Annotated in this window: 35 protein-coding genes; all 35 read left to right on the top strand. The window is 68.4% G+C overall.

What is annotated here, in order from left to right:
- The first annotated feature begins 94 nt into the window (after nt 1-94).
- The 35 genes from ACZ3HL_RS43415 (at nt 95) to ACZ3HL_RS43245 (ending at nt 24,403) form a co-directional block, all read left to right on the top strand.
- The gene (locus ACZ3HL_RS43415; protein WP_465537728.1) at nt 95-757 is read left to right on the top strand and encodes a hypothetical protein; all 663 of its coding nucleotides are present in this window, start codon (nt 95-97) and stop codon (nt 755-757) included.
- 50 nt (nt 758-807) lie between these two features.
- Nucleotides 808-1,560, top strand: coding sequence for a hypothetical protein (locus ACZ3HL_RS43410; RefSeq protein ID WP_465537726.1), 753 nt, complete (start codon nt 808-810; stop codon nt 1,558-1,560).
- Between the two features lie 321 nt (nt 1,561-1,881).
- On the top strand, nt 1,882-2,523 hold the full coding sequence (locus ACZ3HL_RS43405) for a hypothetical protein (protein ID WP_465537725.1): 642 nt from the start codon (nt 1,882-1,884) through the stop codon (nt 2,521-2,523).
- A 206-nt stretch (nt 2,524-2,729) separates the two neighbouring features.
- Nucleotides 2,730-3,281: a hypothetical protein gene (locus ACZ3HL_RS43400; RefSeq protein WP_465537724.1), complete on the top strand. Its 552-nt coding sequence runs from the start codon at nt 2,730-2,732 to the stop codon at nt 3,279-3,281.
- Nucleotides 3,282-3,362: 81 nt separating this feature from the next.
- Nucleotides 3,363-3,590, top strand: a complete 228-nt coding sequence (locus ACZ3HL_RS43395; protein WP_465537723.1) for a hypothetical protein — start codon at nt 3,363-3,365, stop codon at nt 3,588-3,590.
- 424 nt (nt 3,591-4,014) lie between these two features.
- The gene (locus ACZ3HL_RS43390) at nt 4,015-4,674 is read left to right on the top strand and encodes a hypothetical protein (RefSeq protein WP_465537722.1); all 660 of its coding nucleotides are present in this window, start codon (nt 4,015-4,017) and stop codon (nt 4,672-4,674) included.
- Nucleotides 4,664-4,918, top strand: a complete 255-nt coding sequence (locus ACZ3HL_RS43385) for a hypothetical protein (protein ID WP_465537721.1) — start codon at nt 4,664-4,666, stop codon at nt 4,916-4,918. Before ACZ3HL_RS43390 ends, ACZ3HL_RS43385 begins: the two co-directional genes overlap by 11 nt.
- A gap of 580 nt (nt 4,919-5,498) precedes the next feature.
- The gene (locus ACZ3HL_RS43380) at nt 5,499-5,960 is read left to right on the top strand and encodes a hypothetical protein (RefSeq protein WP_465537720.1); all 462 of its coding nucleotides are present in this window, start codon (nt 5,499-5,501) and stop codon (nt 5,958-5,960) included.
- Between the two features lie 151 nt (nt 5,961-6,111).
- Nucleotides 6,112-6,990, top strand: a complete 879-nt coding sequence (locus ACZ3HL_RS43375) for a hypothetical protein (protein WP_465537719.1) — start codon at nt 6,112-6,114, stop codon at nt 6,988-6,990.
- Nucleotides 6,991-7,260: 270 nt separating this feature from the next.
- A complete protein-coding gene (locus tag ACZ3HL_RS43370) occupies nt 7,261-8,112 on the top strand; it encodes a hypothetical protein (protein WP_465537718.1) in 852 nt (283 codons plus the stop codon).
- Nucleotides 8,113-9,273: 1,161 nt separating this feature from the next.
- A complete protein-coding gene (locus ACZ3HL_RS43365) occupies nt 9,274-10,083 on the top strand; it encodes a class I SAM-dependent methyltransferase (RefSeq protein WP_465537717.1) in 810 nt (269 codons plus the stop codon).
- Nucleotides 10,084-10,168: 85 nt separating this feature from the next.
- The gene (locus ACZ3HL_RS43360; RefSeq protein ID WP_465537716.1) at nt 10,169-10,453 is read left to right on the top strand and encodes a hypothetical protein; all 285 of its coding nucleotides are present in this window, start codon (nt 10,169-10,171) and stop codon (nt 10,451-10,453) included.
- Nucleotides 10,422-11,129, top strand: a complete 708-nt coding sequence (locus ACZ3HL_RS43355) for a hypothetical protein (protein ID WP_465537715.1) — start codon at nt 10,422-10,424, stop codon at nt 11,127-11,129. The genes ACZ3HL_RS43360 and ACZ3HL_RS43355 overlap by 32 nt, the downstream gene beginning before the upstream one ends.
- A 391-nt stretch (nt 11,130-11,520) precedes the next feature.
- Nucleotides 11,521-12,417: a DUF7715 family protein gene (locus ACZ3HL_RS43350; protein ID WP_465537713.1), complete on the top strand. Its 897-nt coding sequence runs from the start codon at nt 11,521-11,523 to the stop codon at nt 12,415-12,417.
- Between the two features lie 218 nt (nt 12,418-12,635).
- Nucleotides 12,636-12,794: a hypothetical protein gene (locus tag ACZ3HL_RS43345; RefSeq protein WP_465537711.1), complete on the top strand. Its 159-nt coding sequence runs from the start codon at nt 12,636-12,638 to the stop codon at nt 12,792-12,794.
- Between the two features lie 81 nt (nt 12,795-12,875).
- On the top strand, nt 12,876-13,289 hold the full coding sequence (locus ACZ3HL_RS43340) for a hypothetical protein (RefSeq protein ID WP_465537710.1): 414 nt from the start codon (nt 12,876-12,878) through the stop codon (nt 13,287-13,289).
- A gap of 90 nt (nt 13,290-13,379) precedes the next feature.
- A complete protein-coding gene (locus ACZ3HL_RS43335; RefSeq protein WP_465537708.1) occupies nt 13,380-13,910 on the top strand; it encodes a hypothetical protein in 531 nt (176 codons plus the stop codon).
- A gap of 85 nt (nt 13,911-13,995) precedes the next feature.
- Nucleotides 13,996-14,784 carry a hypothetical protein gene (locus ACZ3HL_RS43330; RefSeq protein ID WP_465537706.1) on the top strand — a complete coding sequence of 263 codons (789 nt, stop codon included), beginning with the start codon at nt 13,996-13,998 and terminating at the stop codon, nt 14,782-14,784.
- A 396-nt stretch (nt 14,785-15,180) separates the two neighbouring features.
- Nucleotides 15,181-16,182, top strand: a complete 1,002-nt coding sequence (locus ACZ3HL_RS43325) for a DUF932 domain-containing protein (protein WP_465537705.1) — start codon at nt 15,181-15,183, stop codon at nt 16,180-16,182.
- A gap of 185 nt (nt 16,183-16,367) precedes the next feature.
- Nucleotides 16,368-16,535, top strand: coding sequence for a hypothetical protein (locus tag ACZ3HL_RS43320; RefSeq protein WP_465537703.1), 168 nt, complete (start codon nt 16,368-16,370; stop codon nt 16,533-16,535).
- Nucleotides 16,536-16,566: 31 nt separating this feature from the next.
- Nucleotides 16,567-16,947, top strand: coding sequence for a hypothetical protein (locus tag ACZ3HL_RS43315; RefSeq protein WP_465537701.1), 381 nt, complete (start codon nt 16,567-16,569; stop codon nt 16,945-16,947).
- 18 nt (nt 16,948-16,965) lie between these two features.
- Nucleotides 16,966-17,442, top strand: coding sequence for a DUF4262 domain-containing protein (locus ACZ3HL_RS43310; protein ID WP_465537699.1), 477 nt, complete (start codon nt 16,966-16,968; stop codon nt 17,440-17,442).
- Nucleotides 17,435-17,875 carry a hypothetical protein gene (locus tag ACZ3HL_RS43305; protein WP_465537698.1) on the top strand — a complete coding sequence of 147 codons (441 nt, stop codon included), beginning with the start codon at nt 17,435-17,437 and terminating at the stop codon, nt 17,873-17,875. The genes ACZ3HL_RS43310 and ACZ3HL_RS43305 overlap by 8 nt, the downstream gene beginning before the upstream one ends.
- 153 nt (nt 17,876-18,028) lie before the next feature.
- Nucleotides 18,029-18,607 carry a hypothetical protein gene (locus ACZ3HL_RS43300; RefSeq protein WP_465537696.1) on the top strand — a complete coding sequence of 193 codons (579 nt, stop codon included), beginning with the start codon at nt 18,029-18,031 and terminating at the stop codon, nt 18,605-18,607.
- Between the two features lie 129 nt (nt 18,608-18,736).
- Nucleotides 18,737-19,321: a hypothetical protein gene (locus ACZ3HL_RS43295; protein ID WP_465537694.1), complete on the top strand. Its 585-nt coding sequence runs from the start codon at nt 18,737-18,739 to the stop codon at nt 19,319-19,321.
- A 104-nt stretch (nt 19,322-19,425) separates the two neighbouring features.
- Complete coding sequence (locus ACZ3HL_RS43290; protein ID WP_465537693.1) at nt 19,426-19,980, top strand: hypothetical protein; 555 nt, start codon at nt 19,426-19,428, stop codon at nt 19,978-19,980.
- A complete protein-coding gene (locus ACZ3HL_RS43285) occupies nt 19,971-20,399 on the top strand; it encodes a hypothetical protein (protein ID WP_465537691.1) in 429 nt (142 codons plus the stop codon). The genes ACZ3HL_RS43290 and ACZ3HL_RS43285 overlap by 10 nt, the downstream gene beginning before the upstream one ends.
- Before the next feature lie 113 nt (nt 20,400-20,512).
- Nucleotides 20,513-21,010 (top strand): hypothetical protein, encoded by a 498-nt coding sequence (locus ACZ3HL_RS43280; protein ID WP_465537689.1) that lies wholly within the window; start codon nt 20,513-20,515, stop codon nt 21,008-21,010.
- Nucleotides 21,011-21,194: 184 nt separating this feature from the next.
- On the top strand, nt 21,195-21,449 hold the full coding sequence (locus ACZ3HL_RS43275; protein ID WP_465537687.1) for a hypothetical protein: 255 nt from the start codon (nt 21,195-21,197) through the stop codon (nt 21,447-21,449).
- Complete coding sequence (locus ACZ3HL_RS43270) at nt 21,446-22,330, top strand: hypothetical protein (RefSeq protein ID WP_465537686.1); 885 nt, start codon at nt 21,446-21,448, stop codon at nt 22,328-22,330. Before ACZ3HL_RS43275 ends, ACZ3HL_RS43270 begins: the two co-directional genes overlap by 4 nt.
- Nucleotides 22,331-22,459: 129 nt before the next feature.
- Nucleotides 22,460-22,921, top strand: a complete 462-nt coding sequence (locus ACZ3HL_RS43265; protein ID WP_465537684.1) for a hypothetical protein — start codon at nt 22,460-22,462, stop codon at nt 22,919-22,921.
- A 58-nt stretch (nt 22,922-22,979) separates the two neighbouring features.
- Nucleotides 22,980-23,204: a hypothetical protein gene (locus tag ACZ3HL_RS43260; protein WP_465537683.1), complete on the top strand. Its 225-nt coding sequence runs from the start codon at nt 22,980-22,982 to the stop codon at nt 23,202-23,204.
- Between the two features lie 134 nt (nt 23,205-23,338).
- Nucleotides 23,339-23,539 carry a hypothetical protein gene (locus tag ACZ3HL_RS43255; protein ID WP_465537681.1) on the top strand — a complete coding sequence of 67 codons (201 nt, stop codon included), beginning with the start codon at nt 23,339-23,341 and terminating at the stop codon, nt 23,537-23,539.
- A 40-nt stretch (nt 23,540-23,579) separates the two neighbouring features.
- Complete coding sequence (locus ACZ3HL_RS43250; protein ID WP_465537758.1) at nt 23,580-23,984, top strand: SLOG family protein; 405 nt, start codon at nt 23,580-23,582, stop codon at nt 23,982-23,984.
- Nucleotides 23,981-24,403, top strand: coding sequence for a hypothetical protein (locus ACZ3HL_RS43245; protein WP_465537680.1), 423 nt, complete (start codon nt 23,981-23,983; stop codon nt 24,401-24,403). The genes ACZ3HL_RS43250 and ACZ3HL_RS43245 overlap by 4 nt, the downstream gene beginning before the upstream one ends.
- Nucleotides 24,404-24,489: the final 86 nt, after the last annotated feature.

The following is a 24,489-nucleotide window of genomic DNA, read 5'->3' as shown; positions in this document are numbered from 1 at the left end:
GCCCGCTGCGCCGGGGGATTTCCGAACGCACGAGACCCAGCCACGGCGCCACCTGCCGAAACCGAGCGAAAAGCCAGCATCCCTGGAGGACACCATGGATCTTCCCGCCGATCACCACCCCGTCACGACCGACACCGGCACCCTCATCGGACACGCCTGGCCCGGGCCATGGGCGCGCCCCTACATCCCCCGCGGCGGACGTGACACCGCCTGGTTCACGCGCTCGGTTCACGACGATCCGGCCGACCCGTTCCTGCATGACTTCGCCAGCCAGGATCAGGCCGAAGAGTTCCTCCGCGCCCGCGACCTGATCGCGGGACGCGCGGAGACCGAAGCCAACCTGCTGAAGCACCCCGAGCGCCGCACCGCCGACTTCCGCGAAGTCCTGATCTGGCTCGAAGGCTCCGACGACCAGCCGCTGCCCGCCTGGTTCACCTATCGGGACGGCCCCCGGTTCCGGACCGAGATCGCCGACATCGTCATCGCGATCATCAACCGCGGCTACCGCACCAACCACGAGATGGCGCTCGCCTACCGCGACGGCGACACCATCACCGTCATCGAGCCCAACGTCTATGCGGACTTCCCCGACTACACCCCCGACCAATTCCGGCCCGACGACGACGGCCGCTACGCCCTCATCCCCCACGGCGCCTGGTATCCCGTCCACGGCAACGAGGAAAGCCCGACCGAAGACGAGATGACCACCCGACGTTTCCGTGCCCACGCATTCCTCGCTCGTCGCCGGCGCCGCTGACGTCCCGATCTGCACCACAGCAGCCCCGACATACGAAGGAGACACCTGGAATGCCGCCCCACGAAGGCCAGCCCGGGGACGAGACGTTCCCGCCCCGGCTGATCATCAATCCCGGCAGCGGAGCGATCCCCGACGCCCTTGAGGAATACGCCGGCGAGGCGATGCGCGCCTATTTCAAGGAAGTTGTCGGCGAAGCTCCGCGGGAGCAGGCGCGGGTGCGGCGCGCATCGCACCTGGATGAGAACGGCCGGTTCGGCTATGTCCTGACCCTCACCTCAGGCGGGGGCGTCGCGCCACGTGACGTCGAAGTCCTGATGCCGGGACTGCCCGTCGATGTGCTCCGGCAGGGTGTGCTTCGGATGTACGTCGGCGGCAGTTCGTGGATGTGGGTATACGGGGTGAACGCCGGTCGTCGTATAGCCAACGAAGTGCTGGCCGAACGATCTCTTCGCTACGGCTATGACGCCGGACTCCCAGAAGAGCGGCATCTGGTCCGAGCTGCATGGGGCGCCCGCGCCATCATCACCGAAACCGGCGGCATCGACCTGCTCCCTGATCGGCAAACGGCGTTCGGGCCGACGCGCGACGTCGACGAACTGCTGGCGAACCTCAATCTCGACATCAACGCCCGGTGGATCGACCGCGCGACCAGCCTGCTGTCCACGGGGGAAATGTCCAGGAAGCGGGCCGGGGAGTTCATTCTCGTCGCCGACCGGGACATCACCGTCAAAGGCAACACCAAGGCCTCCGACGGCTACCTGTACGTGTGCGCCTACTCGTCACCGCACGCCGAGAGCAGCTGACGCATCGCCAACGATCATCCAGTTCGCTGTGCGGTCCTGGACGTCTGACCGTGCCGCACGCGGCGGCGAGCTGCGTTGGTCATGGCGGACCCCGGCGGTCTGCAAGTGCTGGTGATCTGCGCGAAGCCGATCAGACCACGCCCCTGGGCCACGGCCTGAAGTTCGACACGCAGATCACCAGCTCCCTGGCCAAAAGCATCTGGCGTCTCTCCACGCAACCCAGCCCAACCTCGAGATCGCGAGGTTGGACTGGCCGAACTGTCCGTCTATTCGGGAAATGGCACCATCATGACCACTCAATCTTCGAGAGAGCCCGGCGCAGTGCTCTACGACGGCAGCCTTGCCACGGTCGCGGCGACCAGCGATCGCACGTGGCGGGTCAGCGTGGCGGACGTGTTCGTCGCGACCTTGGTACTTGGCATACTGCCGGGCTGGTGGCGGGCCATCAGCCCAGACGGCACGCGGGTGGAAATCGGCGACAGCCCGCAGGCCGCGCTCGACGAGCTTGCCGCCGCGACCAGGCGGGTGCAGCGCGCCGAGGCGGCTCGCGCGCGCATGACCCCGGGCCAACGAGCGGCTCAGGAGCTGCGTCGACTCCTGCACATCGGGACCCGCACGCGGCGGTTTCGCAGCACCTCGCAACCCGGGCCGTCCGACCGGCACGAGGACATCCTCGAAGCGATCGAGAACGACGTCGTCTACGTCGCCAAATCGCCGTTGCACCCGCTGTGGGGTGCCTGCTGCTCCTACCGCGCGCACATCGAAGCTGGACGGCTGGCCGGGCTGATCACCTGGTATATGGGCCAGCTCAGCCCGTGGAATCTGTGCTCCTTGCTCGCCGAAATGAGCGATGCGGGCGTGACCAACATCGGCGAAGGCGAGCGGTGGTTCACCAACACCCTTCGCCCAGCCCTGGAAGTCGATCCCTCGCGATCGCGTGTAACCCGAAGAAAGAAGCCCTAGATCGACACACCCACCACCTCTGCGACCCTTGTAGCCCTCCCGACAACGGGAGTTCCGAGCGGGAGCGAGATGCCGTTGGTGCTGCGCACCGGGCGGAGCAACCGCACGCCAGCACTCCGCCTGGGCGCGACACCACTCCGGTCTTCCTGGGGCACACCAGATCCAGCCGATCCCGTATGGCCCGGGATCACACGTAAGGACAGCAGATGACCGAGCAACCCGAACGCGATCTCATCGCGGAAATCGACAACTTCATCACCACCATGACAACCGACGGCAGTTGGAGTGCTAGCTCCGATACCTCCGGCCCCCGGTGGCCACAGGCCGACGACGGGCACATCGTCGCCGTCATGCTGCACGAGACAGGCGGACGGTGGCGCCAGCTCAGCTCCGCGGAACCCGTGTCGGACATCGCAGCACTGATCGGCGATCCTCTCGTCGCCCGGCGGTGGCTCCTTCACGGCGTCCAGGTCTGGGTCGGACACAACAGCCGCGCCACCGCACCGCATAGCGACGATTCGACCTACTTCATGCACCGGCTGCTCAGCGATGTCCGCGACGGCAACTACGCCGCCGACGAACACGATCGCGACCACGTCCGCACACAGCTGAGCTCCCCCGAACAGGCTCCGGACATCCACGGCCAGTGCGTGATCACCGGCGTAGCAGAGGACGGTGGCCCCGCACCGCTGAACGAGAACTTCCGCGACTGGATGGACAGGTTCCTTCACGAGATGAGGAGGCGCGGGCTCGCCTGAACCACGCGCGGGTGTCCGGCTGGGACATGACCCGCCGGACACCCCTGTCCTCCCGACTTGTCCCCAACCTCACCCACCGCTATGCCTGACACCGACCATGCCGACCGCCAGTGCGAGAAGTTTCGCGGCAGGCGAGCAACCACAGGCCTCGCCGTCGTGTTCGCAGCTATCGCTGCGGCCGCGATGGCGCCTGGCGTCCTCGCCGCCTTCAGCCACGTCGACGCCCCACAGCGCCGGGACAACCAGATTGTGGCCGAGCGCATCATCGAACTCCTCGCCGGACCTACCGGGTTCCCAGCCACCTCATGAGCGCCCGCGCGATATCGCCGCCCGCCTGAGGCTCCCCCATGCGGCTTCTTTCCGTTACACAGCAAGCAATGCGAGTTGAGATGAGCGATTTCAAGGATTACTTGCCGCGTGTCAAATGGGATGTCCAACTCACCACCTTCGACCCGGTCGACGGCTCGTTGGGTTCGACGCTCTGCGGGGTCGAGCATTACGCCATCCACGACCGCCCGGGATGTCCCCGGCATCGTCAATCCACGTGGGACTCCGCGCGATGCGATCACCGGTAGCCCGTCGATGCACCGGCCACCGACGCAGGACGCACCACCGCCCAGCAGCCCATGACCCATCCGTGCGTGGGGCGGCACAGCACGTCGACCGTGTGCCTCTGCGTGCTTCATCTGCCGGCCACGGCACCAACCCGCCGGAACCGAGTGAACGGATCCCCATGTCTCCACGAACAAGCCCCGCGGCGCGTGACCGTGCCCGGCGGCACCATCAGGCGCGGCTGCTCGCTGACCGTGCCTGGCTCGCGCTCGCCGCGCTCGCCGAGTCCGACCCGGCCAACGTCGTCGCTGACGAGTTGCTGGCCGCGGCGCCCAGTGTGCAGAAGCTGAGCCTGCACAACCAGGTCACCCTGCTCGTTCAGGCCGGAGAGCAGCAAATCTTGCTACGCGACGTGGACACCGAGGCCGGGTGGGCACGCCGCGGGCGCGTCACCACCCCGCAGGGCCTGCGGGTCGTGCGCCCCCACGACAAGCCGGGACGGCGCGGCCCCAGCGAATTCCGCGTCTCCTACCGCTGGGACTTCGCCCAGACCAAGCCCGCCGACGGCGGTATCCCACCCCAGACCACCCCCGCACCCGCCGGCGACCCGGCCGATCTCGCCGGGAACCTGATCGACCAACTCGGCAACCACGCCTACCGGGTCACCCCCGCCACCACCACCGTCATCGACCACCACACGTGCCAGATCTCCGTCGCGGAAACGATCTGGCACGACGACCCGGCGACAGTGGTGCGGGTGCTCATCCCCGCCCTCGCGCACGTCCTGGTCTCCGGGTCCGAGCCCGTGCTGGGCGCAGTGGGTGATCACCGTGCTGGTTGAGTGCGTCATCGCCTACGACGGTGACGGAGGTCCGCGTGAGGTGCTGTTCGTCGACGGTGTCGAGGTGGCGCAGGTGGTTCGCTACGAAATCGACCCGGACGACCCGATGCTGCGCTACACCGGAACCGACCCGTGGCTGGATCGGCAAAATGCCATCGCGGCGACCGCGTCACCCGCCGCCGCCGACCTGATCCGCACCTGGGCGGCGCAGACCGCCGAATCCCTCGCCGTCGACGACGACTAGCCCGACGACACCGAAGTCCTGCCGCCACGTCGTCCACCGGGGCGCGACACATGCCCGCGAGCGCCGCTCAGATCGAGATAGCCACGTGGCCCGGGCGGATGGACGAGGCACGACGTGTCCCGCGTCCCCGGCCAGACTGCGCTCCCCGGAACAATCTTTCCTGGGGCTCGACAACGTTACGAGACGCACGCCTGCGCCCCGACCGTTTCGCCGCGCCTCACCCGCGACCGACTACCGATGAGAGCGCGTCGCCGGTCGGACGCAACGGCGTCTGACCGGCCCACTCTACGTTCGCGACGAGACAGCTCCGTCCGACCTGCCGACGGGTATCGAGGTCGGCGGGAAGTGCGACGCCTGCCCGTCCGGCCGCGGCGCGCGCACGGTGCGCCCGCTCCGGGCCGGAGTCAAGCCGGGAAAACGCCGGCTTGCCCCCTTTCCCCGGTGCGGGCGCGAACCGAGCTCGCCCCGGCCGAACGGGGCAGGCGCACTCCGGTGGATTCATAGGAGCTGTTCCAAGTGACAGTTCCTATGAACCCGCCTGTGCGCCTTACCTCGATTTCGAGAGTGGAAGGCATCAGCTGTGTCCGTATTCGTTGTGTCGCCTGGCCACATCGATGTTTTGATACACGCCCTGTCCCAGTACGGGATCGTCGCCCCCGACCTCGATGTCGAGAGCCTCCGCGCCTTGGGCGAGAATCTGTGGCACGAGAACTTCGTCTCGTTCAACGCCTGCGGCGGCGGGAACGTCGAAACCCCGCATTACGCGCTGCGCACCACCGAGGCCACGCTTGATCCGCTCGCGGTGCTGTCCGCAGTGGACTGCTACACCCAGCAGTCCTGTGAGCATCCCGAATGGTTTGCCAGCGACGCTTGTGCGCTCATGCAAACGCTGCACGCAGCTGTCCGCGAACAACACCCCGAACTCGACGAAAAGGTAACGGTCTCCTACGGCATGACCAGGCGGTACCGCACTCTCCCCGCCTGGGATCGCATTCCCTGGGGTTTCGAGGAGCTGGAAGAAGCGCTTGCCGTACCTGCCTGATCGCCACCTCGATCGTTCGTTCCGCGAGACGCCGTCCACTACGCCTCGTGAGGTATGGCGAGCACCACGGGCCCGGCCGCGTGATCACCACCGCGGCCGGGAATCGCTCACTCCGTTCCCACCGTCCTTCGCAACCCACGAAGGGATCATCATGGCCGTCCTGCATCCCGACCTGTCCCTCGACACCACCGAACAACCCGATCAGCTGCCGCACGACCCCACCATGATCCGCCGCAGCTTCATCACCACCAATGTGCGGCGGCTACGCGACCTGCTCGGCCCGCCGCATCCGAACTTCCCCCTGAACCCCACGACCGAAGTCTGGGTACTGCGTACCCCCGCCGGACCCGCGTATCTCTGGGCCGCCACCCGGCCCGGCGACGCCGACTCCGATGAAAGTCTCGACCTTGAGCGGCAGTGGCTGATCCTCGCCCCCGCCGACGACGTCCTGCCCTGGATCTACAAGGCGGTCCACGGATTCACGGACGACTTCCCGAGTAGCGGGGCACTTCCCTACTTCACCGAAGCCACCGCGTACGGCTTCGGCACCGCATACCTCGGCTATCTCTACCAGCGTATGGAAGCCGAGAAGACTCGGCGACCCGACCTCGACCGCACCGCACAGAACTTCCGCACGCAGTTCCGGCGACCCAAGCAGCTCAACACGATGCTGATCACGCTCGCCGACGTCCTCAACCACTACGCGTGGTCCCGTGCCGACGAGACCGAACGTGCCGAATGGTCCCGCATGCAGCGCCCGACTCCCGGCGAAGGACTGCAGAACTGGAAGTCCCGCAATCGCTGGCTGTACAGGCCAATCAAGACCGCACTCCACCCGCAGGGAGGCGATCCCGACCTGCCCGCGATGCTGCGTGCCCTCGCCGATGCCGCCCGCGAGAAGCGCGACGCTCTACGCGAAGCAGTGCCCGACATGGACGTCGAGTTGCACGACGAGCACGAACGGACGTTGCGTGCCTTGGCCGACCTTCCCATTCCCGGGCTCGACATCCTCCAGTTCGACCGGAGCTGAACCCCCAGCCGACGCTGCTGGATATGTCGCAGGTCCACCCTCCCGGCGCCCGCGCCCTCCTCCCTGGCGACCTCGCACCCGAGACACTCCGCTCTCTGGAACACCGGCTGTGACACGAGCACCAACTCGAACGAGCACACCGCCTCGCCGCCCGGCGAGACATTCCCGCGCGCCTCAGGACTTTGAGCGACGCCACTCCCGCGCCGGGCCGTCACCCAACGCGGTCCGCCGCCGCGCGGTCCCGCACGGTGCACCATCGAAAGGACCACCATGGCCACCCTGGACCCCGACCTGACCCTGCACCCCACCTCTCACACCGACACCCAGCTCCCGGCCGGGACAACCGGGCACGGGTACATCACGGCCAGCACCCGGCATCTGCGCGACCGGCTCGGCCCGTCCAGCGACGAAATCAGTCGAGACCGTCATACCGAGGCGTGGGTCCTGCACACACCGGGCGGGCTCGCGCGTCTGTGGTCCGGCACCTCGTCGTCCGCTCCCGGCGACCAGCGGTGGCTGATCATCTCCGCTACCGTCGAGGTCCTCCCTTGGGTATCCAAGGCGGTCCACGGCTCGACGGTGGACTTCCCCCGCGGCGCCCTCCCACACTTCACCGAATCCACTCTGCACGGCTTCAGCAACGCCTACCTCGGCTACCTCTACCGGCGCATGAAAGCCGAATCCGCGCGCCCGCACATGTTCGACCGGTCCTCGCCGCACTTCCTGGCACAACAGCATCGGCCCCAGCAGATCAACAACGCGCTGCTCAAACTCGCCAAGGTCCTCCACCACTACGAATGGACGTACGCCAGCGACACCGAACGAGCGGAATGGGCAGGTATGCCACGGCCAGCGCCCGGCACAGGACTGCCGTACTGGAAAGCCCGCAACCGCTGGCTGTATACGCCGATCAAGACCCACCGCCATCCCGACGGCGGCGACCCAGACCTTCCCGCGATGCTGCGCGCTCTGGCCGACACTGCGCGAGCGAACCGCGACTCGCTGATCCAAGCCGTGCCCGAACTGGACCTCGCCCTGTACGACGAGCACGAGCACACTCTGCGGGCTCTGGCCGACATCCGCATCCCGGGCCCCGACGCACTCCGATTCGCCCCGGTCTGAGCAACAACAACCCGCTACCGCGGGCCGGCCCTCCCTGACGGGCCGAACCCCGGTGTTCGGAAAACAGGGTGATCGTCCCGGAACGGGTGACCGGTCAGTGTATCGCCCCTTCAGTCGCTTTCCCTACCCTGGAAGGCTTTCGCAAGTCTGCTCAGCTCGTACGCACCGCTGACCTTCGCCAGTGGTCCAGCTCGTGCCCAATAGAAGCGCCCCGCTCGGCGTCAACCGCTTCAACGACAACGGCGCCGATGCTGGATCACTGGGGTGCAGACGACCACGACCATGAGCCCTGCCGCAGAGACGATCGCCTTCGTTTCTGCCTGCCCGCGAACGACTGGGATGCCGCAGCATGCACCGGGGCCGTGGGTGGCTGGCATGCGCATCCCGCCGACGCGGGCAGGCAGGAGCGAAACGAACAACCAGTGTCGATTCCCGCCAAAGGCGCGAAGTAGCCGCCCCGTTACAGGTCCACCGCGTCATTTCGAGGCAGCGCCTGCCCTGTGGCATTGGCACTGCCGCCCGCGCGATTCGTCGATCAGCAGCGGTAGTGCCAGAAATCGACGAAGCGCAGCCCATGCGCAATTCTGCCACGTTTGCGCGGCACGGGCGGGAGCACGGACCGAAGTGCGAGCTCGAACGCGGGACAACGTATTCACGCCCCGACGCGCAAATTCATCAACGCCGCGGTCGCCGAAGTTGTCGGCGCTCGGCGGCGACGTTACTACCCGAGGAGATGTAATGGACGAGTACGACGATCAATTCCTTGAACCGACCGGAACCGAACCGTGGCGCTGTGCGTGTTGCCAGAAGCCGGTGCCGGACGAATGCGACGGAAACTGCAAAACCGGTCTTCGCTAAAGCGCCCGTAGTTACGTCAACGGTCCCCGCGCGGGACCGCCAGGGGGTCTGGGGGTCCTGGGTCCGGCGAGATGAGTTGACGCGAGCGCGGCTGGCCACGGATCCACGTGACCGAGACGGTCCTGCGGGTCGCCGGGGCCCCCGCGATCGCGGCCGCACCTCATAGGAACACCCGAATTTGAAGCCCTGGCCACGTCGGCCAGACACGTACCGGCCGCGCCGCGCCGCGCCGTGATGGCCCGGCAGTGCTGATCGCCCGCCCGCCCGGCCTTCCACCACCGAGCCCGCAGATGGGAGCCCATCGTGGCCAAGCTGACCCACGAGCAGGAACGCCGGCACGCCCAGGCGTGCCAGCTGGTCAACCTTGCTCGTGATCTGACCGAAGAGGAACGCGCGTTCGTTCTCGACCACTGGCGGGCGTCTTCGACCGCCCGCAGCGCCTCCGACCGGGCGCATTTCACCCCTGCCGGGCTGGCGGGCGACATGGCGCTGCACGTCGACGGCGACCGGATCATCGACCTCGCCGCCGGCATCGGCCGTCTCGCCTTCCACTGTCGCAACCGCGGCGGCCGCTGGCCACACGGCGACCCCGAATTCGTGTGCATCGAACGCAACCCCGAATACGTCCGGGTCGGGCGCCGGGTGATGCCCCACGCCCGCTGGATCTGCGCGGACATCATGTCCCTCCCGGCCATGCGCGACGACCTCGGCGACTTCGACTGTTGCGTCTCCAATCCGCCCTACGGGGCGCTGCCCCGCATGGTCGCCGAGACCGGCGGCTACCGCGGCCGCCGGTTCGAGTACCACGCCATCGCCCTCGCCGCGACGGTCGCCAGGAAAGGCGTATTCCTGATCCCCCAGCAGGCCGCCCCGTTTCAGTACTCCGGCCAACGTCCTCACCTGCGCTGCGACGCTGACGCGGAGTACCGCAAGTTCGTGGCGAAGACCGGCATCGAGCTGAAGCCCAGTTGCGGCGTCAACACGTTCCTGTACCGCCACGCCTGGCACGGCGTCTCCCAGCTGACGGAGATCGTCCGGGCCGACTTCACCGAACGCGCCAGCACCGCCTCCTCCGCCGAGCGGCAGGGGCAGCTCGCCCTGCTGAGCCGCTAGCCACGCTCAGCGGCCAGACCACACACGCCAACGCCGCGCTGGCATCGCGGACAGCCGACATCCAACGAACGGAGCCTCTTTCGCCATGCCGCACTTCCCCGTTTCCGTCGTCGTCGAAGGCGGTGACGTCGACGAAGCACTGGGCAACATCAACATCGCGCTCGCCCCGTTCGACGAAAGCCTGCGGATCGCGCCGTGTACCGACGGTCGAGCCACCTGGTTGGGCAACCCGGACGGCACCTGGCGCTGGTACATGGTCGGCGGCCGCAACTCCGGCCAGCTGAGGCTGCGGGCAGACGCTCACCGGCAGGACTACGACACCGGCCACCGGTTTCTGGATGACCGAGCCGGTCACGCCCGGTGTGTGTGACCTGAGCCGGATCCGGGCCTTGGACCTCGCCGGCATGCGCGGCGCCGCGGCCGCCCAGGCGGTCCGTGACTGGGACGAGTACCAGACGGTAGTGGACGGCACCCCGAAACCTCAGCCCTTGGCGCAGTTCCTCGACCGCGCCACCGCCGCGGCGGATGTCCGACGATGGAAGAGCGCCGGCCTGGACCGGACGACCCTCAAGCGATGGATTGGTGACCCACTTCTGGGAGGGGGCGGTCGACTGCTGCAGCTGACCGCGCCAGATCCCGCGGTGCGCCCCGTGAGTTACGGCAGTGCGCGCGCGGAGCTCGAAGCCCTCGACGCGGCGTGGGACGACAACGCCTACACCGTCGATCAAGCCCACGCCGACTATGCCGCGCAGCCCCGCATCGCCGCGCTCCGCGGGCACCGGCCATATCAGGGCGCCGAAGTCTGGCCGGAGTACGTCTTCGACCACCTCAACCGCGAGGACTACGCCCAGCTTCAGCGCGCCAGAGCCATACCGGGCTTCGCCACCGTCACCCACGGCGGTCAGTGGCTCGAGGGCCGCCCGGACCACCGTGGCACTCCCGGCCAACCCAGCGAGCTGGTTCCGGCCTACCTCGAGCACGTCAACACCTACCTCGACAACCTGCCCGGCGACTTCTGGCTGGCCACCGTCGACTGCCACACCTGACCGCCAATCACCAAACAATCAGCCGCACGGCGACCGCTCACGACGAGGACTCTGATGCCCGGCCATACTCCCCCCGAAGAAGCCGACGACCGCCGCTACACCGTGTTCGTCCGATTCCCGGACGAGAAGACCGCCCGCCGAGTAACTCCAAAAGGGCGGCACCACCCGTCTGAAAATTCACGCCGCAATCCTCACCCACGCCCAAGCCGAGCGTGTCATCGAGCTGTCCCGCTCCTCCCTCGACGAGCACTACCCCGGCGCCCGGATGTGGATCGCCCCTTTCTGAGCTCAAGACCGTCACCTGAACCCTGCCGTAGCGCGGGCCGCGCACACCCCCCGCGGCCCCCGCTTCCTGTCGTGGGCCGCCTCTGCGTGCCCGAAGGGAGCTTCGATGCGTCTGCTTGTCGCCACTATGGCCACGCAAGGACATCGTTCCAGCGACTTCAACTTCGTCTTTCGCACCGAACCGGTCCTGCTCGCCCCGATCTGTGGCCGGGACGGCGACGATCCGGATGGTGCTTGCGGCTGCGCCCGGGCCTTCATCAGCATCCGCAGCGGCCGGCCGGTCACCACCGCCGCAGTCGCCGACCGGGACCTCACACCCGACCAGTACCGAACCCTGCTGCGATTCGGCTACCGAACCTCCGGGGCGTGGGGCGACCTCACCGGCCTGGACATCGACGGCCTCGCCGAGCGGACCGCCACCGAGCTCGAACACCTCATCTCAGGCCTGCGCCCGGGAACCGTCCTCGAACGCCGCGGCGACACCATCGCGACTCGAACCTGGACACCCACCGCCGGCCAGCCCCGTCAGGAGCCCGACGCGGACCACGCACTACCCGGTCACGACAACACGATGGTATGGATCTGCGCATACGGTGACGACCGCGACGAAGTCTTCCCCGCCTGGGTATCCCCGAACCCGAAGGACGCCCCGCCCGTCATCCCGATGGTCAGCCGCGCGACCGCCGAACGCGTCGTGGACTGGACCAACCGGCTGCGTAAGGCGTTCCACGGCGCCGCCGCCGCCGCGCTGTGGGACGGCGACGACATCCTCCTGTACGAACCCGGCTGGGAAGACGCCGATCCCATCCGGATCTCACCCGACCAGTACGGCCGCTATTTCATCGGAAACGGCTGGGACTGGGACGAGGTGTGGTGCGAGGTCTGCTACGCCACCGCCCGCCCCGGCGAGGACGAAGGCTCCCAGGTCCTGCATCACGAACCCGGCTGCATCCCGGCCGAGCAGTGGCCGCTGGCCGACCACCGGCCACGCCCGCAGTCCTGACCTACCGCGGCAGGGCTCATTTTCCGATCCGGCCCGGATTGCCCCGCATCTCGCCCGCTCCCCGCTGCCACATTGACATTCCAGAAAGGACACCGCCATGCCCGGGCACCCGGCGACACCGGGCGCCGACGACCGGCTGCGCCGCAGCAACACTCCGCGGTGCACGCCCACCTGTCCAGCGCAGGCACGTCGTCCGTGACCACGGTCGCAAAGCCGGTGTGTCGCTCGGCTGCGCAGACGCCTTCGCCACCGCCGACCGCGCCGACGACCTCGAGGTCGTCATAGCTCACGCCAACGACGACGACGGGCTGCTCGACGAAGCGCTCGCCGAGGCACGCGCCGCGATCCCGCCCTTGCTGGCCGCGCTGGCCGCTTGACCTTCTCCGATTCCCGCGCCTGCCCGCCCGGAATATCGGGCACCACTGGCGGGCCCCGATATCCCAAATGGAGAACACGCCATGCCCACCCACACCGAACCCGTCCTTCCCGCCCGCGAGGTAACCCTGCCCGAAGGTGCGCCGATCACCGTCACCGCCACGGTCTTGAGCGTCGACCGCCGCTCCGAAGCCGGCGTCTTCGGCCCCATGACCGGCCTGGAGGCCCACCTGCAAGTCCTGTTTCCGGGAGACACCAACCCGGACACCCTGTTCCTGTCCCGGCTGGCCGAGGAGTCCTGGTGGCTCCAGGACGCGCACTTCTCCAACGGCCTTCCGCACTTCAGCCACGGCTTCGGGTCCCGCACCGTCCGCAAGCACGGCGTCCCCACCGAACTGGACGAGCTGCTCTGCGACGCCGCCCGCGCCCGCGGCCTGGTCACCGAGATCGGCCCCGGCATCCCGCTGGCACTCGCCACGAGCAGCACCCCCGCCTAATCCCCGAAGCGGGCCGCGGCGCCCTGGATTGAACTGTCCCGGCACCGCGCGATCCGCTCCGCCCCTGTGAATGTGAGCGGAGAATCCCCGATGACACCGAACCCTGCCCCGCCGGACCGTGACCCCGGCACCCCGATCTACGACCAGGTCGCCCGCGCGTCCCCCGATTCACCGCCCGATTCGGACGGCAGGGCCGGCACCGCGGTGCCGGAGCAGCCTGCTGCGAACGACCTGATGCCACCCGTGACCGTACTGGATCTGTTTGGCCGTATGAAAGCTCTCGAGGAGAGCGACGGCGGCTGGCGGGGTAGCGAGGTCGTCGACGCGTTGAGTCGTTGGTTCAGCGAGTTCGGCGTCGACGTCGATGCCGACGAAGCCGTCGCTGCCAAGTCGCTGAAGGTGCCGGCGTGGCTGGCCCGCCTGCTGACCACACCCATGGTCGACGAAGCCTCGCTCGCCCTCTACATCCGCACCGACCACGCCGCGGCACTGGAGCGCATCCGGCCATACCTGGCCTCGCTGATCTGGGAGCTGGGAAGCGACACCACCGTCGCCGTGTACGACGAGTACCGAGACCAGATCGCCCACCTGGTCCACCCCGAGTTCGCGGCCGAGCTCTGATCCCCGACCCGGTTTTCGCACGCGGTCCGCCGGGCGCATCCCCACGCACCGGCGGACCGCCTTCTCCTGCCCGAAAGGTCCCGCTATGCCCGCCACCCTCGACAGGGTCCTTCTCCCCGCCGACATCGCCGCCGCTATCGAAATCACTCCCGACGCTCAGAAATTCAGCTTCACCGACGACTACGGCGTCACCTACAGCGGAACACCCTCGCATGTCACGCTCGCAGCACTCGCGCGCCGCGACCGCATCCGCCACATCTGCCCCGATGTGCCTCTCGTCCCGAGGCGTATCCGCGAGATCGCCATCGTTTTGATCAGGTGGTTCACCAGCCCGGACACCGAGCCGGCGCACGCGGCCGCGTTCGCCGAGCTGTCGCCGACGCGGGTCTGTGAACTGGTGATCTACCTGGGAACCTGCGCCTCTCCCAAGACACTGGACAAGGTCGGCCCCGCCACGCTGCACCACTACACCGGGCATCTGCTGAACGACCCGGTTCCCAGCGCCGACCACCCGTTCCCGCAACTGGCCGACAGCCCCTATCGGGCCCTGGCCGGAACAGAGTCCACCTTGGGGGCCGGACTGCAGGTCACTGCCACCACCCCCTCCGGCTCGAAGGAAATCGAGGTTCCGGTGAGGTATGAAGCCACCGAAACCATTGCGTGGTCGGGAAAGACTTCCGTCGCGGTGCCCGTCGATGAGCTCAACCAACTGCTGATGGACCCGGCTGACTCCCTCGAGCGATACCTGACCGGGGTCGCGGAGGATCTGGAGTTCAAAGACAGCGAGACCGTGGAAGGCCGCGACATCGTCGGCAGACTGCGTCTCCCGGAGACACCGACCTCGTCCAGCGGCCTGGTCTCACAGCACGGTTGATCCCGCGCCAGACCTCTCACACAGCCAGGGTTGCGGCCTTCCGGCGCAAACGGCGAACGCCCGACGGGCGGGAACCCCGACGCGGACGCTGGCCTGCCCGGTACCGAGAGCGCGTCCCGTCGACACCGTCGTCCGGTGACGCCCCTACGCCGATGCCCACGAACGGCAGCACCAGCACGAAAGACAGTGACCGGTGCTCCCCGTTCTCCGTCGGGCGCTCGCACGGTGCGCCCGCCCCGGAGACGGGGTCAAGCCGGAAAAACGCCGGCTTGACCCCGTCTCCGGATGCGGACGCCACCCGAGCGCGCCCCACCGGAACGGGCCGACACACCCGTCCATCCACACAGGATCCAAAGGTTCGTGGATCACAGAGATCAAGTGGAGGAAACAGAAATCATGTCGCTCACACAGGCCTACAGCGCCGACATCGACAGCCTGCTCAGCCCGGCCGACCCCGGCCGTCTCAGCGCCTGGGCACAGCTGGGAACCTCCGTCGCCACCGCCGGCAGCGGCTACGACGCCCTCGCCACCGCGGGCCTGGCCGGATGGAACATCCGCAAACTCACCCAGAGCGGCACCTCCATCAACGCCAACGGCGTGACCACCATCAAGAATCCCGACAAGGTCATGCTCATCTACACCGATCCGGAGACCGGTGAAGACCGCTACCTGTCCACGGTCGGCACGAACTACGGGGTGCACCAGAACGAGGCCGGGGCCCACGTCATCGACGCACTCGTCAGCGCGTCCCGCGCCCGCGGCATCGGCTACGCCGGTTCCATCGACGATGGCCGCAAGACCTTCGTCACCATCGAACTGCCCGGCATCGTGCTCGTCGACGGCGCCGACGCCATCCAGCTGCACCTGGTGGCGTTCAACTCGCACGACGGTGAGACCGCGTTCCGGGTGATGATCGTCCCCTTCCGCCCGTTCTGCGCCAACCAACTCAACGTCGCCCTCCGCAACCAGGTCAGCTCCGTGACCATCAGGCACACCAGCAAGTCCGCGATCGACCCCGAGAAGATCGCCAAGGAGCTCGGGCCTCTGTATGCCTACGGCGACGCGTTCGCGGCCGACGCCCGTCGAATGCTCCGCACCGAGATGACCCGCCGAGAGTTCGACGACCTGATCCGCGAAGTGTGGCCGGTCGAGGACGGCGCGGGACCTCGCACGCTGAACAACGCCCGCCGCCGCGACGAGCACCTGATCCGCCTGTGGAGCTCCGCCGAGACCCAGGCCCCGATTCGGGGGACCCGCTGGGCGGCGTTCCAGGCCGTGACCGAGTACCTCGACCACGTGAGCCCCGCCGGGAGCCTCGACATCCGCGCCAAACGCGTCCTGGACACCAAGACCTTCGCCGAGCGCAAGCAGAACGCCTACGACCTGCTGCTCTCCTGACGCAGCCGCGTGTTCGCGGCCGACCTGAGACCGCGCCGGCCGGGGTGACCCAGCCACACTCCGGCCGGCGCCCCCCGTAGCCACGAGTCATCCACCTGCCACGGGAGCCGACATGCACTACGAGTTCACCAACGACGACTGCAAACGCGCCGGGACCTGCTGCTGCGGCTTCTGCAAGAGGCGCTATGTGGTCGACCGGGGCCGAGGTCCGCGACTGCGGCTTCGGAGACTGCTGCACGCGGGCCGTCACCCAGTGCCCGCGATTCGGCTACCCGGTCTGCACACGCCATGCGCACGTCAACAGCTACCACGCCGCCGACGCCGAGTGCACAACCCTGCGCGCGGCGCCCTGACCCGCGAGGGAATGCACCGGAAGGACCGCACATGTACGGCATCAACGGAATCCGGTTCACCGACGCCAAGGAGATCCTGGCCGCGCTCGCCGACACCAGGACCGACGCGGACGACCTGGCGGACCGCGCTCGTGCGCTCGGCTGGCGACAGGTCGTCGTGATCCCGGCCGTCGCCAACACGTGCCACAGCCCGCTCGGCGCCTCGCCCGACACCCCGGTGTGCGCGCTGAGGCGAGGCCACACCGATGAATGGCACCAGGTCAGCAGTGGTGCCGTGAAGTGGCGCGACGACAAGCCCAGCTGGCTGCGTCACTCGCTCGAGGAACAACGCAAGCGCGACACCCCGACGCACGCGGAGCCCGCGTCCACTGTGGACATAGCGGCCGCTGATGCTCGGTCATCACTGAACTGAAGACTGGAGGAGCCACTGATGTGCTGGCATTGCAACAACCCCGGAAAGTCCCGTGAGGACTACCTCACCGAAGCGGTCCGGCCGATGATCCGGAAGTTCGGCTGGATGATCCAGACCGTCGAGCGAGGTCTCGGTATACCCGAGCTCGCGTACACGGTCGGGCTCACCGACGTCGGGCTGCCGGAGCTCGTCGTCACTGGCCTGGTGGAGCGAAAAGCCGGTTCGATCCTGAATTTCTACGCCCAGCACGCGGTCCGGTCGAAGGTGCCGGAACCGGGCGAGGTACTACCCGCCACCGCCGGGATGCCCGCGCTCGAGGTCGTTCCGCTCGACGCGCCGACGGCGCTCCTGTTCACCGCCGTTGAGCTGTACGGCGGGGACATCCGCGCTCTGCAGCTGGTCTACGAAGACGAGCACGGCAAGTTTCCGTGGGATACGCAGTTCCGCAGCGGAACCGTCAGGCAGCCTGTGCTGGGGACGCGGCGACGTGGCTGACTCAATCCTCGTCCAGCTGCTGCGTGCCGCCACCGACCGCGAGGCCGAGATGATCAACGATCTGGCCGTCCGAGCGGGCCTCCTTCGCCGATGCCGGTGCGGCCACACCAACGTCCCCGACGCGGGCCGCTGCGGGAGCTGCTACACCCGGGTCCTTCCGGATTGCCTGCCACGCACCGCGCCTGCCATCGGCCTGGCCGCGATCCGGCGCTACCTGACACAGCTGGATGACGACGACAGCTTCGTCGCGGGGTGCCGCGAAGGCCGCTGCGGCGAGCCCGCCCTCGCCGCTGTCGAGACCGTCCTCGCGGGCGCCGTGAGCCGCGGCTACGGCACCCGGTGGCCGGTCATCGCCGACGAGATCGTCGCCCTCGTCGACGAGGGCGCCCTCGCCGACGGCCATTCCGAACTCCCGCCCACCGCCACGGCCTGACGCCGGATCACAGCCCCGCGGGCCTTTCCGGATCGGGCGCCTGATCGCGGCGGATCACCAGCCACCAGCGCCGAAGGGCGCGTTCCTTCGCATGCCCTCGTGCCGCCGCGCGTGTCCGCGCGGCGGCACGACCCGAGCCTTTGAGGAGTCCGGATGTCCGCCCACACCGCCGCGCATACCGAACCCGTACCGGTCGGCACCACCGTCCACATCCTGCACCGACTCGGCCGCGACGGTGAACTCACCGCCTACCACGACCTTCCCGCCGCGCTGGCGGCGCTCGCGGCCAGCGTCCGACCCAAGTGGCACGAGCTCGCCTACCGCGACGACGTCCCCGCCAGCCCGGACGGCCTCAGCGATGCCGAGGTCGTGTTCACCTTCTACCGAGTGGAGGGCGACAAGGACAGTCCTTCCGCGCCCCTGTTCGGCGTCACGCTCGAGGATGGATTCGCCATCGTCGAACGAGCCGTGGCCGGACCGGAACCCGCGCAGGTGCCGCTACGGCTGGCCACGGTCAGTGTTCTCGACTCAGACCCCGACGAGACCGGCGGTCCCGCGGTCACCTACCGCTTGAACGCGGGCGGACTCACGCTCGCCGTCTCGCCTGGCCCCGACGGATTCCCGAGGGTCCTGATCACCCCGGACGCGCATATGGCCGGGCTGCCGTTCTCGGTTCACGCCGCCGCTCCAGCCCGTTCCGATCGATCTCGACACCGCGTGGGAACCGCCTGACCTTCCCGCCCCCGGCAGCCTGGCACCGCGGAGCCGCCGGCCCTTTCGACCTGCCCGGAAATAGCCCTTCTGGTGCGGGCTGCCCGGCGGGAAGCCCGTAACCGACCACCACCACGAACCGGAGTACCCATGGTTGCCCTCACGGCATCGGCACCGTTCACCCCCGTTCCCGGGACGACGCTGTTCGAGTTCCACAGGTGGGACGACTTCCAGGACTACCGCATCCACTGCACCACGCAGGAGGCTGCCGAGGCGGCCGTGGCCGCATTCGTCCGCGCGAACTGGGACGACGTCCGCTACCGCAGGCGCGGGCCCGAGACCCACGATGGTCTCAGCGACACCGAAGCCATCAGCACCTACTACGACGGCACGGTCGCCGCCGAGGACCGGGAGCCCGGAACCCTCTCCTGCGGCGCGGTCGCCCACTCCGAGCACGGGTTCGAGATCCACGCAGTGCCGCTCTCCGGCCCCGAGCCGGGCGCGGTGACACTGCGACACGGCACCCTCCGCATCGAGGAACGGCCGGGCAGCGTCGACCCGGTGACCTACTGCCTCGACGTCGCCGGCCTGACCGTCGCGGTCACTCCCGGACCGGACGGCTTCCCCACCGTGGTGGTCACGCCCCAGTACCACCTCACCGGAGTACCACTCACACTCCGCGTCGAAGAATCCGCCGAGGGCGAGGTGTTCGAGCGGATCTGCATGGCGTCCTGACCCATCCGGATCCGGCAGCCGCGGTGGCCACCCGAACCGGTGGCCACCGCGGCTGTTCACGTCGGTCGACTACTCCGATCCCCTGCGGCACAAGGAGAACGTTCATGTCCGGAAAGGACCTCGTCCTGTTCGACGGCGGCATCGCCGTTCCCGCACCCTTGTCGATGCGACTCTGGCAGTGCCCGTCCGGCACATTTCACCGAGTCATCGTCGACGGCCCACCGGGCGCCGTCGAACTTCAGATCCGCACCGGCTCGCCGAGCGACCCCACCGGCACGATGTCGCTCGAGTACCACTCCCGCCAGCCCACGTTCTACACCCGCGAGGCGCTGCCGGACTGCGACCTGCTCGGTGGAGCGGCCTGTTACCCCGACGGCCTCGCCCTCGCCCCCGAAACACGGTTCCGGGTGTGGCTCCGCGCTCGTGACGGCCAGGCCGTCATCGACGAGCTGGTCCGCCTCCATCACACCAGGTGGCCCCACGAGTACGACACGACCGACGCCCCTGCGCGAAGCGAGGACTCCCCGAAGCTCACCGCCGAACACGTCGCGGCCGCCCAGTTGCGCATCACGCTCGACGACAAACTCGGCCGGGAAACACCCGACGCCGTCCGGCGAATCGCGCAACATCCCGGCACGGAGGTTCCCCCGTGGTCCTGACCCCCGACCCGTTCCGGTACCGCCTGCACCTGGTCCAGGTTGGCCTGGCCGGGAACCTCTCGGCGGCCGCGACCCGGCTCGACGGTGCCGCGCGAGGCCCGTCGGCCATCAGCAGCGCCGTCAGCATCGAGGAATTCCTGGGACGCCCGAACTACGAGGTCCCCGACGGCACACCGCTGATCCGGCTGGACCGCCTCGACGCAGACTCCTACTTCGCCCGGCACGCCAGCGGCCCGGACTGGAACGCCCACATCCGACCTGGACACGTCCACCCGGTCCTCGGCACGCCCCGCCGCTACCGGGGCGAACCGTGGACCGCGATGCCGGGCTGGTGGATCGCTCCCGACGTCTACGCCTCGGTCGCCGCGACCGTCGGCGTCATCGTGGAGAACGCAGCCGACCGCCGCAAGGCAGCCTGATCCGCCACCGCGTTCCCTCCCTCACTCCCCCACCCGACAAGCGACCGCGGCGAACCCGCGAATCGCCCCCGCCGCGCCGCCCCCTTCACAACACAGTGCAGAAGGTGAAATCCGTGATCCCCCAACAACCCTCCGACGGCGAAGTCTCCCCGCGCGCTCAGGACCGCGCGCCGTTCGGCATCGTGCCCGACCACAACCAGCCCGCGCAGATCAGCGCTCCGGATCGGGCCAGGTCGTTGCCGCCCGTCCCGCCCCCCGCCGTCGGACCGGCGGTGCGCTTGGCGTCCAGCCCGCAGGTCGAGGTAGCGAAAGTCAGCCAGCTCAACAGTTTGCTGACCTGGTACGTCGGCGACGGCAACCTGCGCTACGGCAACACCGTCAGCAACGGCCAGCACGACAACCGCCGCCGGGCCGGTTTCGCCGCCATCGCGGTCGTCGCCCACGCCGTCAGCACAGGCTCGCTGAGCCGGCACCACGACGAGGACCCGGGAACTGTCATCAGCGACGTCCTCGGCAATCTGCGGCACCTGGCCGATTCCCTCGACCTGGACTACGACGACCTCGACCGCCGGGGCCTTTCGAGCTACGCACACGAGATCTACGGGCTCTAGGACGCCAGCCCGCCGAGCGGAAGCAGGTGCTGCTCCGCCGGCGGTGGACCGCGACGACCATGCACGACCAGTCACGTGGGGGCAAGCCCAAGAACGGGGCTTGCCCCCACGCGCCCGGCCGCGCCGAACGGGCCGCGCTCCACCGCCGGCGGAGCAGCACCCACGACGCGAGGAGAACAGTCCTATGTGGAATGAAATCGGGGGCACGGCGATCTTGCTGGCCATGATCGTGGGCGGAGTCTTCTTTCTGTATGCCGCGCCGACGCTCGTCGACGCGTTCTCCGACCGCATCCGCTACGGCACCCAGTCCCCGGCCGACGACATGGACGAGGCAGAACCCGAGGAAGCTCCGGCAGCGAAGACCCCGGTCACACCCGTTGCCGCGCCCAAGACGGCCTCGCCTGCCGCCAAGTCGGGCGGAACGAAGGCGGCGGCGTGACCACCCCGATCAATCTTGCGCTGAACCATCCCCATCCCCTGGCGCAGAACCTGAGCAACGCCCAGTCGGTGGCGAAGGCCGCGGACGGAGCCATCCGCCACGCTTTCTTACTGCAGATCGCCTACTGGGTGTCCGGGCTGTTCCCTGACGCCACCGAACTGAACGTGTCCGTGGACGACACCAGCGGGGAGCTCGCCCTCACCGCGATCAGGGACGCGACAGGCGGCTACCTGTGGACCAATGACGGAGGCGTGTGCGACTGCCCCAGCGACTACCGCACCGCCGATGATGCCTGCCTGGACCAGGTGATCGACCAGATCAACCTGGAGCTGGACAGTGTGATCGAAGGCGTAGATCCGCGCATCGCCTGGGACAAGGTCGACGACATCCTCTACCGCGTCCAGCTGCCCACGTCCGCGGACATCGACCGGCTGGAGCGCGGCGAGCCCCTCACCGCGGACGTCGTGCTTGCCGTCATCGCCCGCGACCTCGAGGCCCTGGCACGCCTGCGGGTCGTGCTCGACCAGCAACAATCTGGCCTGGATACCGGCCGCGCCGACCGGCGCGAGGGCGCTGCCGTGCTGCTCCGTGACATGTCGGCAGCCTTGGACGAGCTGGGGTGCGCGGCTGTCGACCAGCCCCGGCTGCGCCTGGAGATCGTGGTCGATCGCAACCCCGACTCGGGAACAGAGGTTGCCGCTTTCATCAACGGCACCCGGTTCACCGCGGATGTCACCGTTGTCGATCCCGGTGCCCAGCGGCAGACGCGACGCGCCTGGCGCGAGATCTGCCGAAACGCGGTCTATTCCGCGAGCCCTGCCGCCGCCGACCAGATCCGCGCCTTTTTCGACAGCTACCTGGGCAGCAAGTTCGTCAGCTGAGTCCGGTGCCGTGGTGGCCACGCCCCGCCCTATCGGACGGGAGCGGGGCGTGGCCACCACCGCACCTCGTACGCAAGCCTCGGCCAGTTCTGGGGCGTGAACAGCAGAATTCGAGCGGAAGGAGCCCGCATGGGCTACACATTGCAGGTCCAGAACGCCCCCGCCCACGAGGACACGACCCGCATCGAGCGCGGGTTCGCCCTCGGCACGGCTCGTCTGTGCGAGGAGATGGTCGCCCTGGGCATGGCCCACCCGAGCCCGGTCCCGGACTTCCCCGACAGCGACCAACTGGGCGCCGCCGACTTCGACGGCGAACTGCCGGTCACCGACCGCGCCCGCGACTACCTGCGGGCCCTGGCCGCGCTCCAGGTCGACCATGGAACCCACGGCGCTACCCGGCGCTGGGGAATTCCCACCCACAAGGTCTCCAGCGGCGACGGCTGGCACGTCACCGCCGACGAGTGCAACGAGGCTCTGACCGCCTACGAGAACGCCCGGGTCGTCGGTGCTCCCCACCCGGACGCCTTCGCCGACGACGTTGTTCCTTTCCTGCGCACTGCCGCCCGCTTCGGCGGATTCCGCGTCCACTGACGTCTTTTCCCATCGCCCGTGCAGCCCAGGTTGCCTGATCTCCCGAGAGGAGGTTCTCGTGTCCGAGCTCGCCCCTGAGCAGCTCATCTACGACCCGGCCGAGGTGTTCACCGAGGTGTTCAGCAACCCCGTCCTGGCCCGCGACATCGCCGACGTGCTGGATTGCCGCGAGGTGAACTCCCTGGTCGGGTTTCTGGAAGACCAGGGCAGATCCGGCATCGCCAGAGTCTGGCTTGCCTGTCACCTCAGCGACTGCGACGACCCGCCGCGGCACCTGCACTGACCAGCCAGCACCAGCAAGCCGAAGGCCCGCACCGGCTCCGCTGCAGAGTTCGCGGGCCATTCGCTGGTTCCCGCCGTCGGCCGTGCGGCCCGCCAGACGTCCCGTACGGCCCCGAATCACATGAGGCCGCCGCTGTGAAAGACCAGCATCTCGAAAAGCTGGGCAACTTCCTGATCAAACTGGCGATCTCCATCTGCCTGACACTGCCGCCTCTCGCCGTAGCCGCGCTGTTCGACGACCGCATCGGCTGGGGAACCGTGACCGGCTGCGCGATCGCGGCGAGCGCGGTCTTCAGCCGCGTGCACGTCCTCATCACCAGGGACCCGCCGGCCTGATTCCAGCGCGCAGTTTCCCCGTTTACACGCCCGCCGGGTTCTGATCACCGGCTCGCAGATCTGGACCGACACCCGCATCATCCGCGACGCGCTCGCCGAGGTCTGGCATCCCGACACGATCCTGATGTCCGGCGCGTGCCCTCGTGGCGCCGACAAGTTGTGCGAGGACTGCTGGGAGCACTGGGGCGGCACGGTCCAGCGGTTCCCCGCCGAGTGGATCCAGGACGGCCAATTCCGGCGTTCCGCCGGATTCCGCCGCAACGAGGAGATGGTGCAGACCGCCATCGACCTCGGCGCCGGACGATGCCTCGCCTTCATCCTCGACGACTCTCCCGGCTCGACACACGCCTCCGATCTCGCCCGCGTTGGCGGGATCTGGACCACCATCCATCGCGCCGCGACTTCACAGAGGCGCCTGTGGGAGGAGACGGTGACAGAGGCATGAACGGCGGCAAGATCGTTGCAGCGAGCGACAAGTACCGCGCGGCGAAGGACGCGGTCGACACGGCACATGCTCGTCACGGCGAACTGTACGACGAGGCCGAGAAGACCCTCGACTTCAGCACCGCCGACGAGTTTCGAGACGAAGACCTGTTCAAGGCGATGGACACCGCCCTCGGCCACGCGGACACGTTGCTGGCGCTCCTGGTTTTCGGAGGCACGGAAACAGGCGACTGTGACGACGTCAATCCTTCCCCGACCTACGACGCCGGAGCGGAGAGGCGACTGGACGGACACGAGGGGACGCTCACCATCCACATCGGACACCTCTGTGATCAGCGCCGAACCCGAAGCATGGCCCGTCGTCTCGGCGTGCACTGCGGACACCGGCCAACTCTTGGTGCGGCCGACGTAATCGAATAAATGTTTCACCACGGCCCGGCTGGGCGCGCGGCTCATCCCTGGGTCGAATCGCTCCGGCCGGGCCCTCGTGTATGCCCGGAGGGAAT

This window comes from Amycolatopsis sp. NPDC000009 (assembly GCF_055563465.1).
Note: the sequence above shows the minus strand (reverse complement) of the source record. Positions and strands in the feature narration are given on the sequence as shown.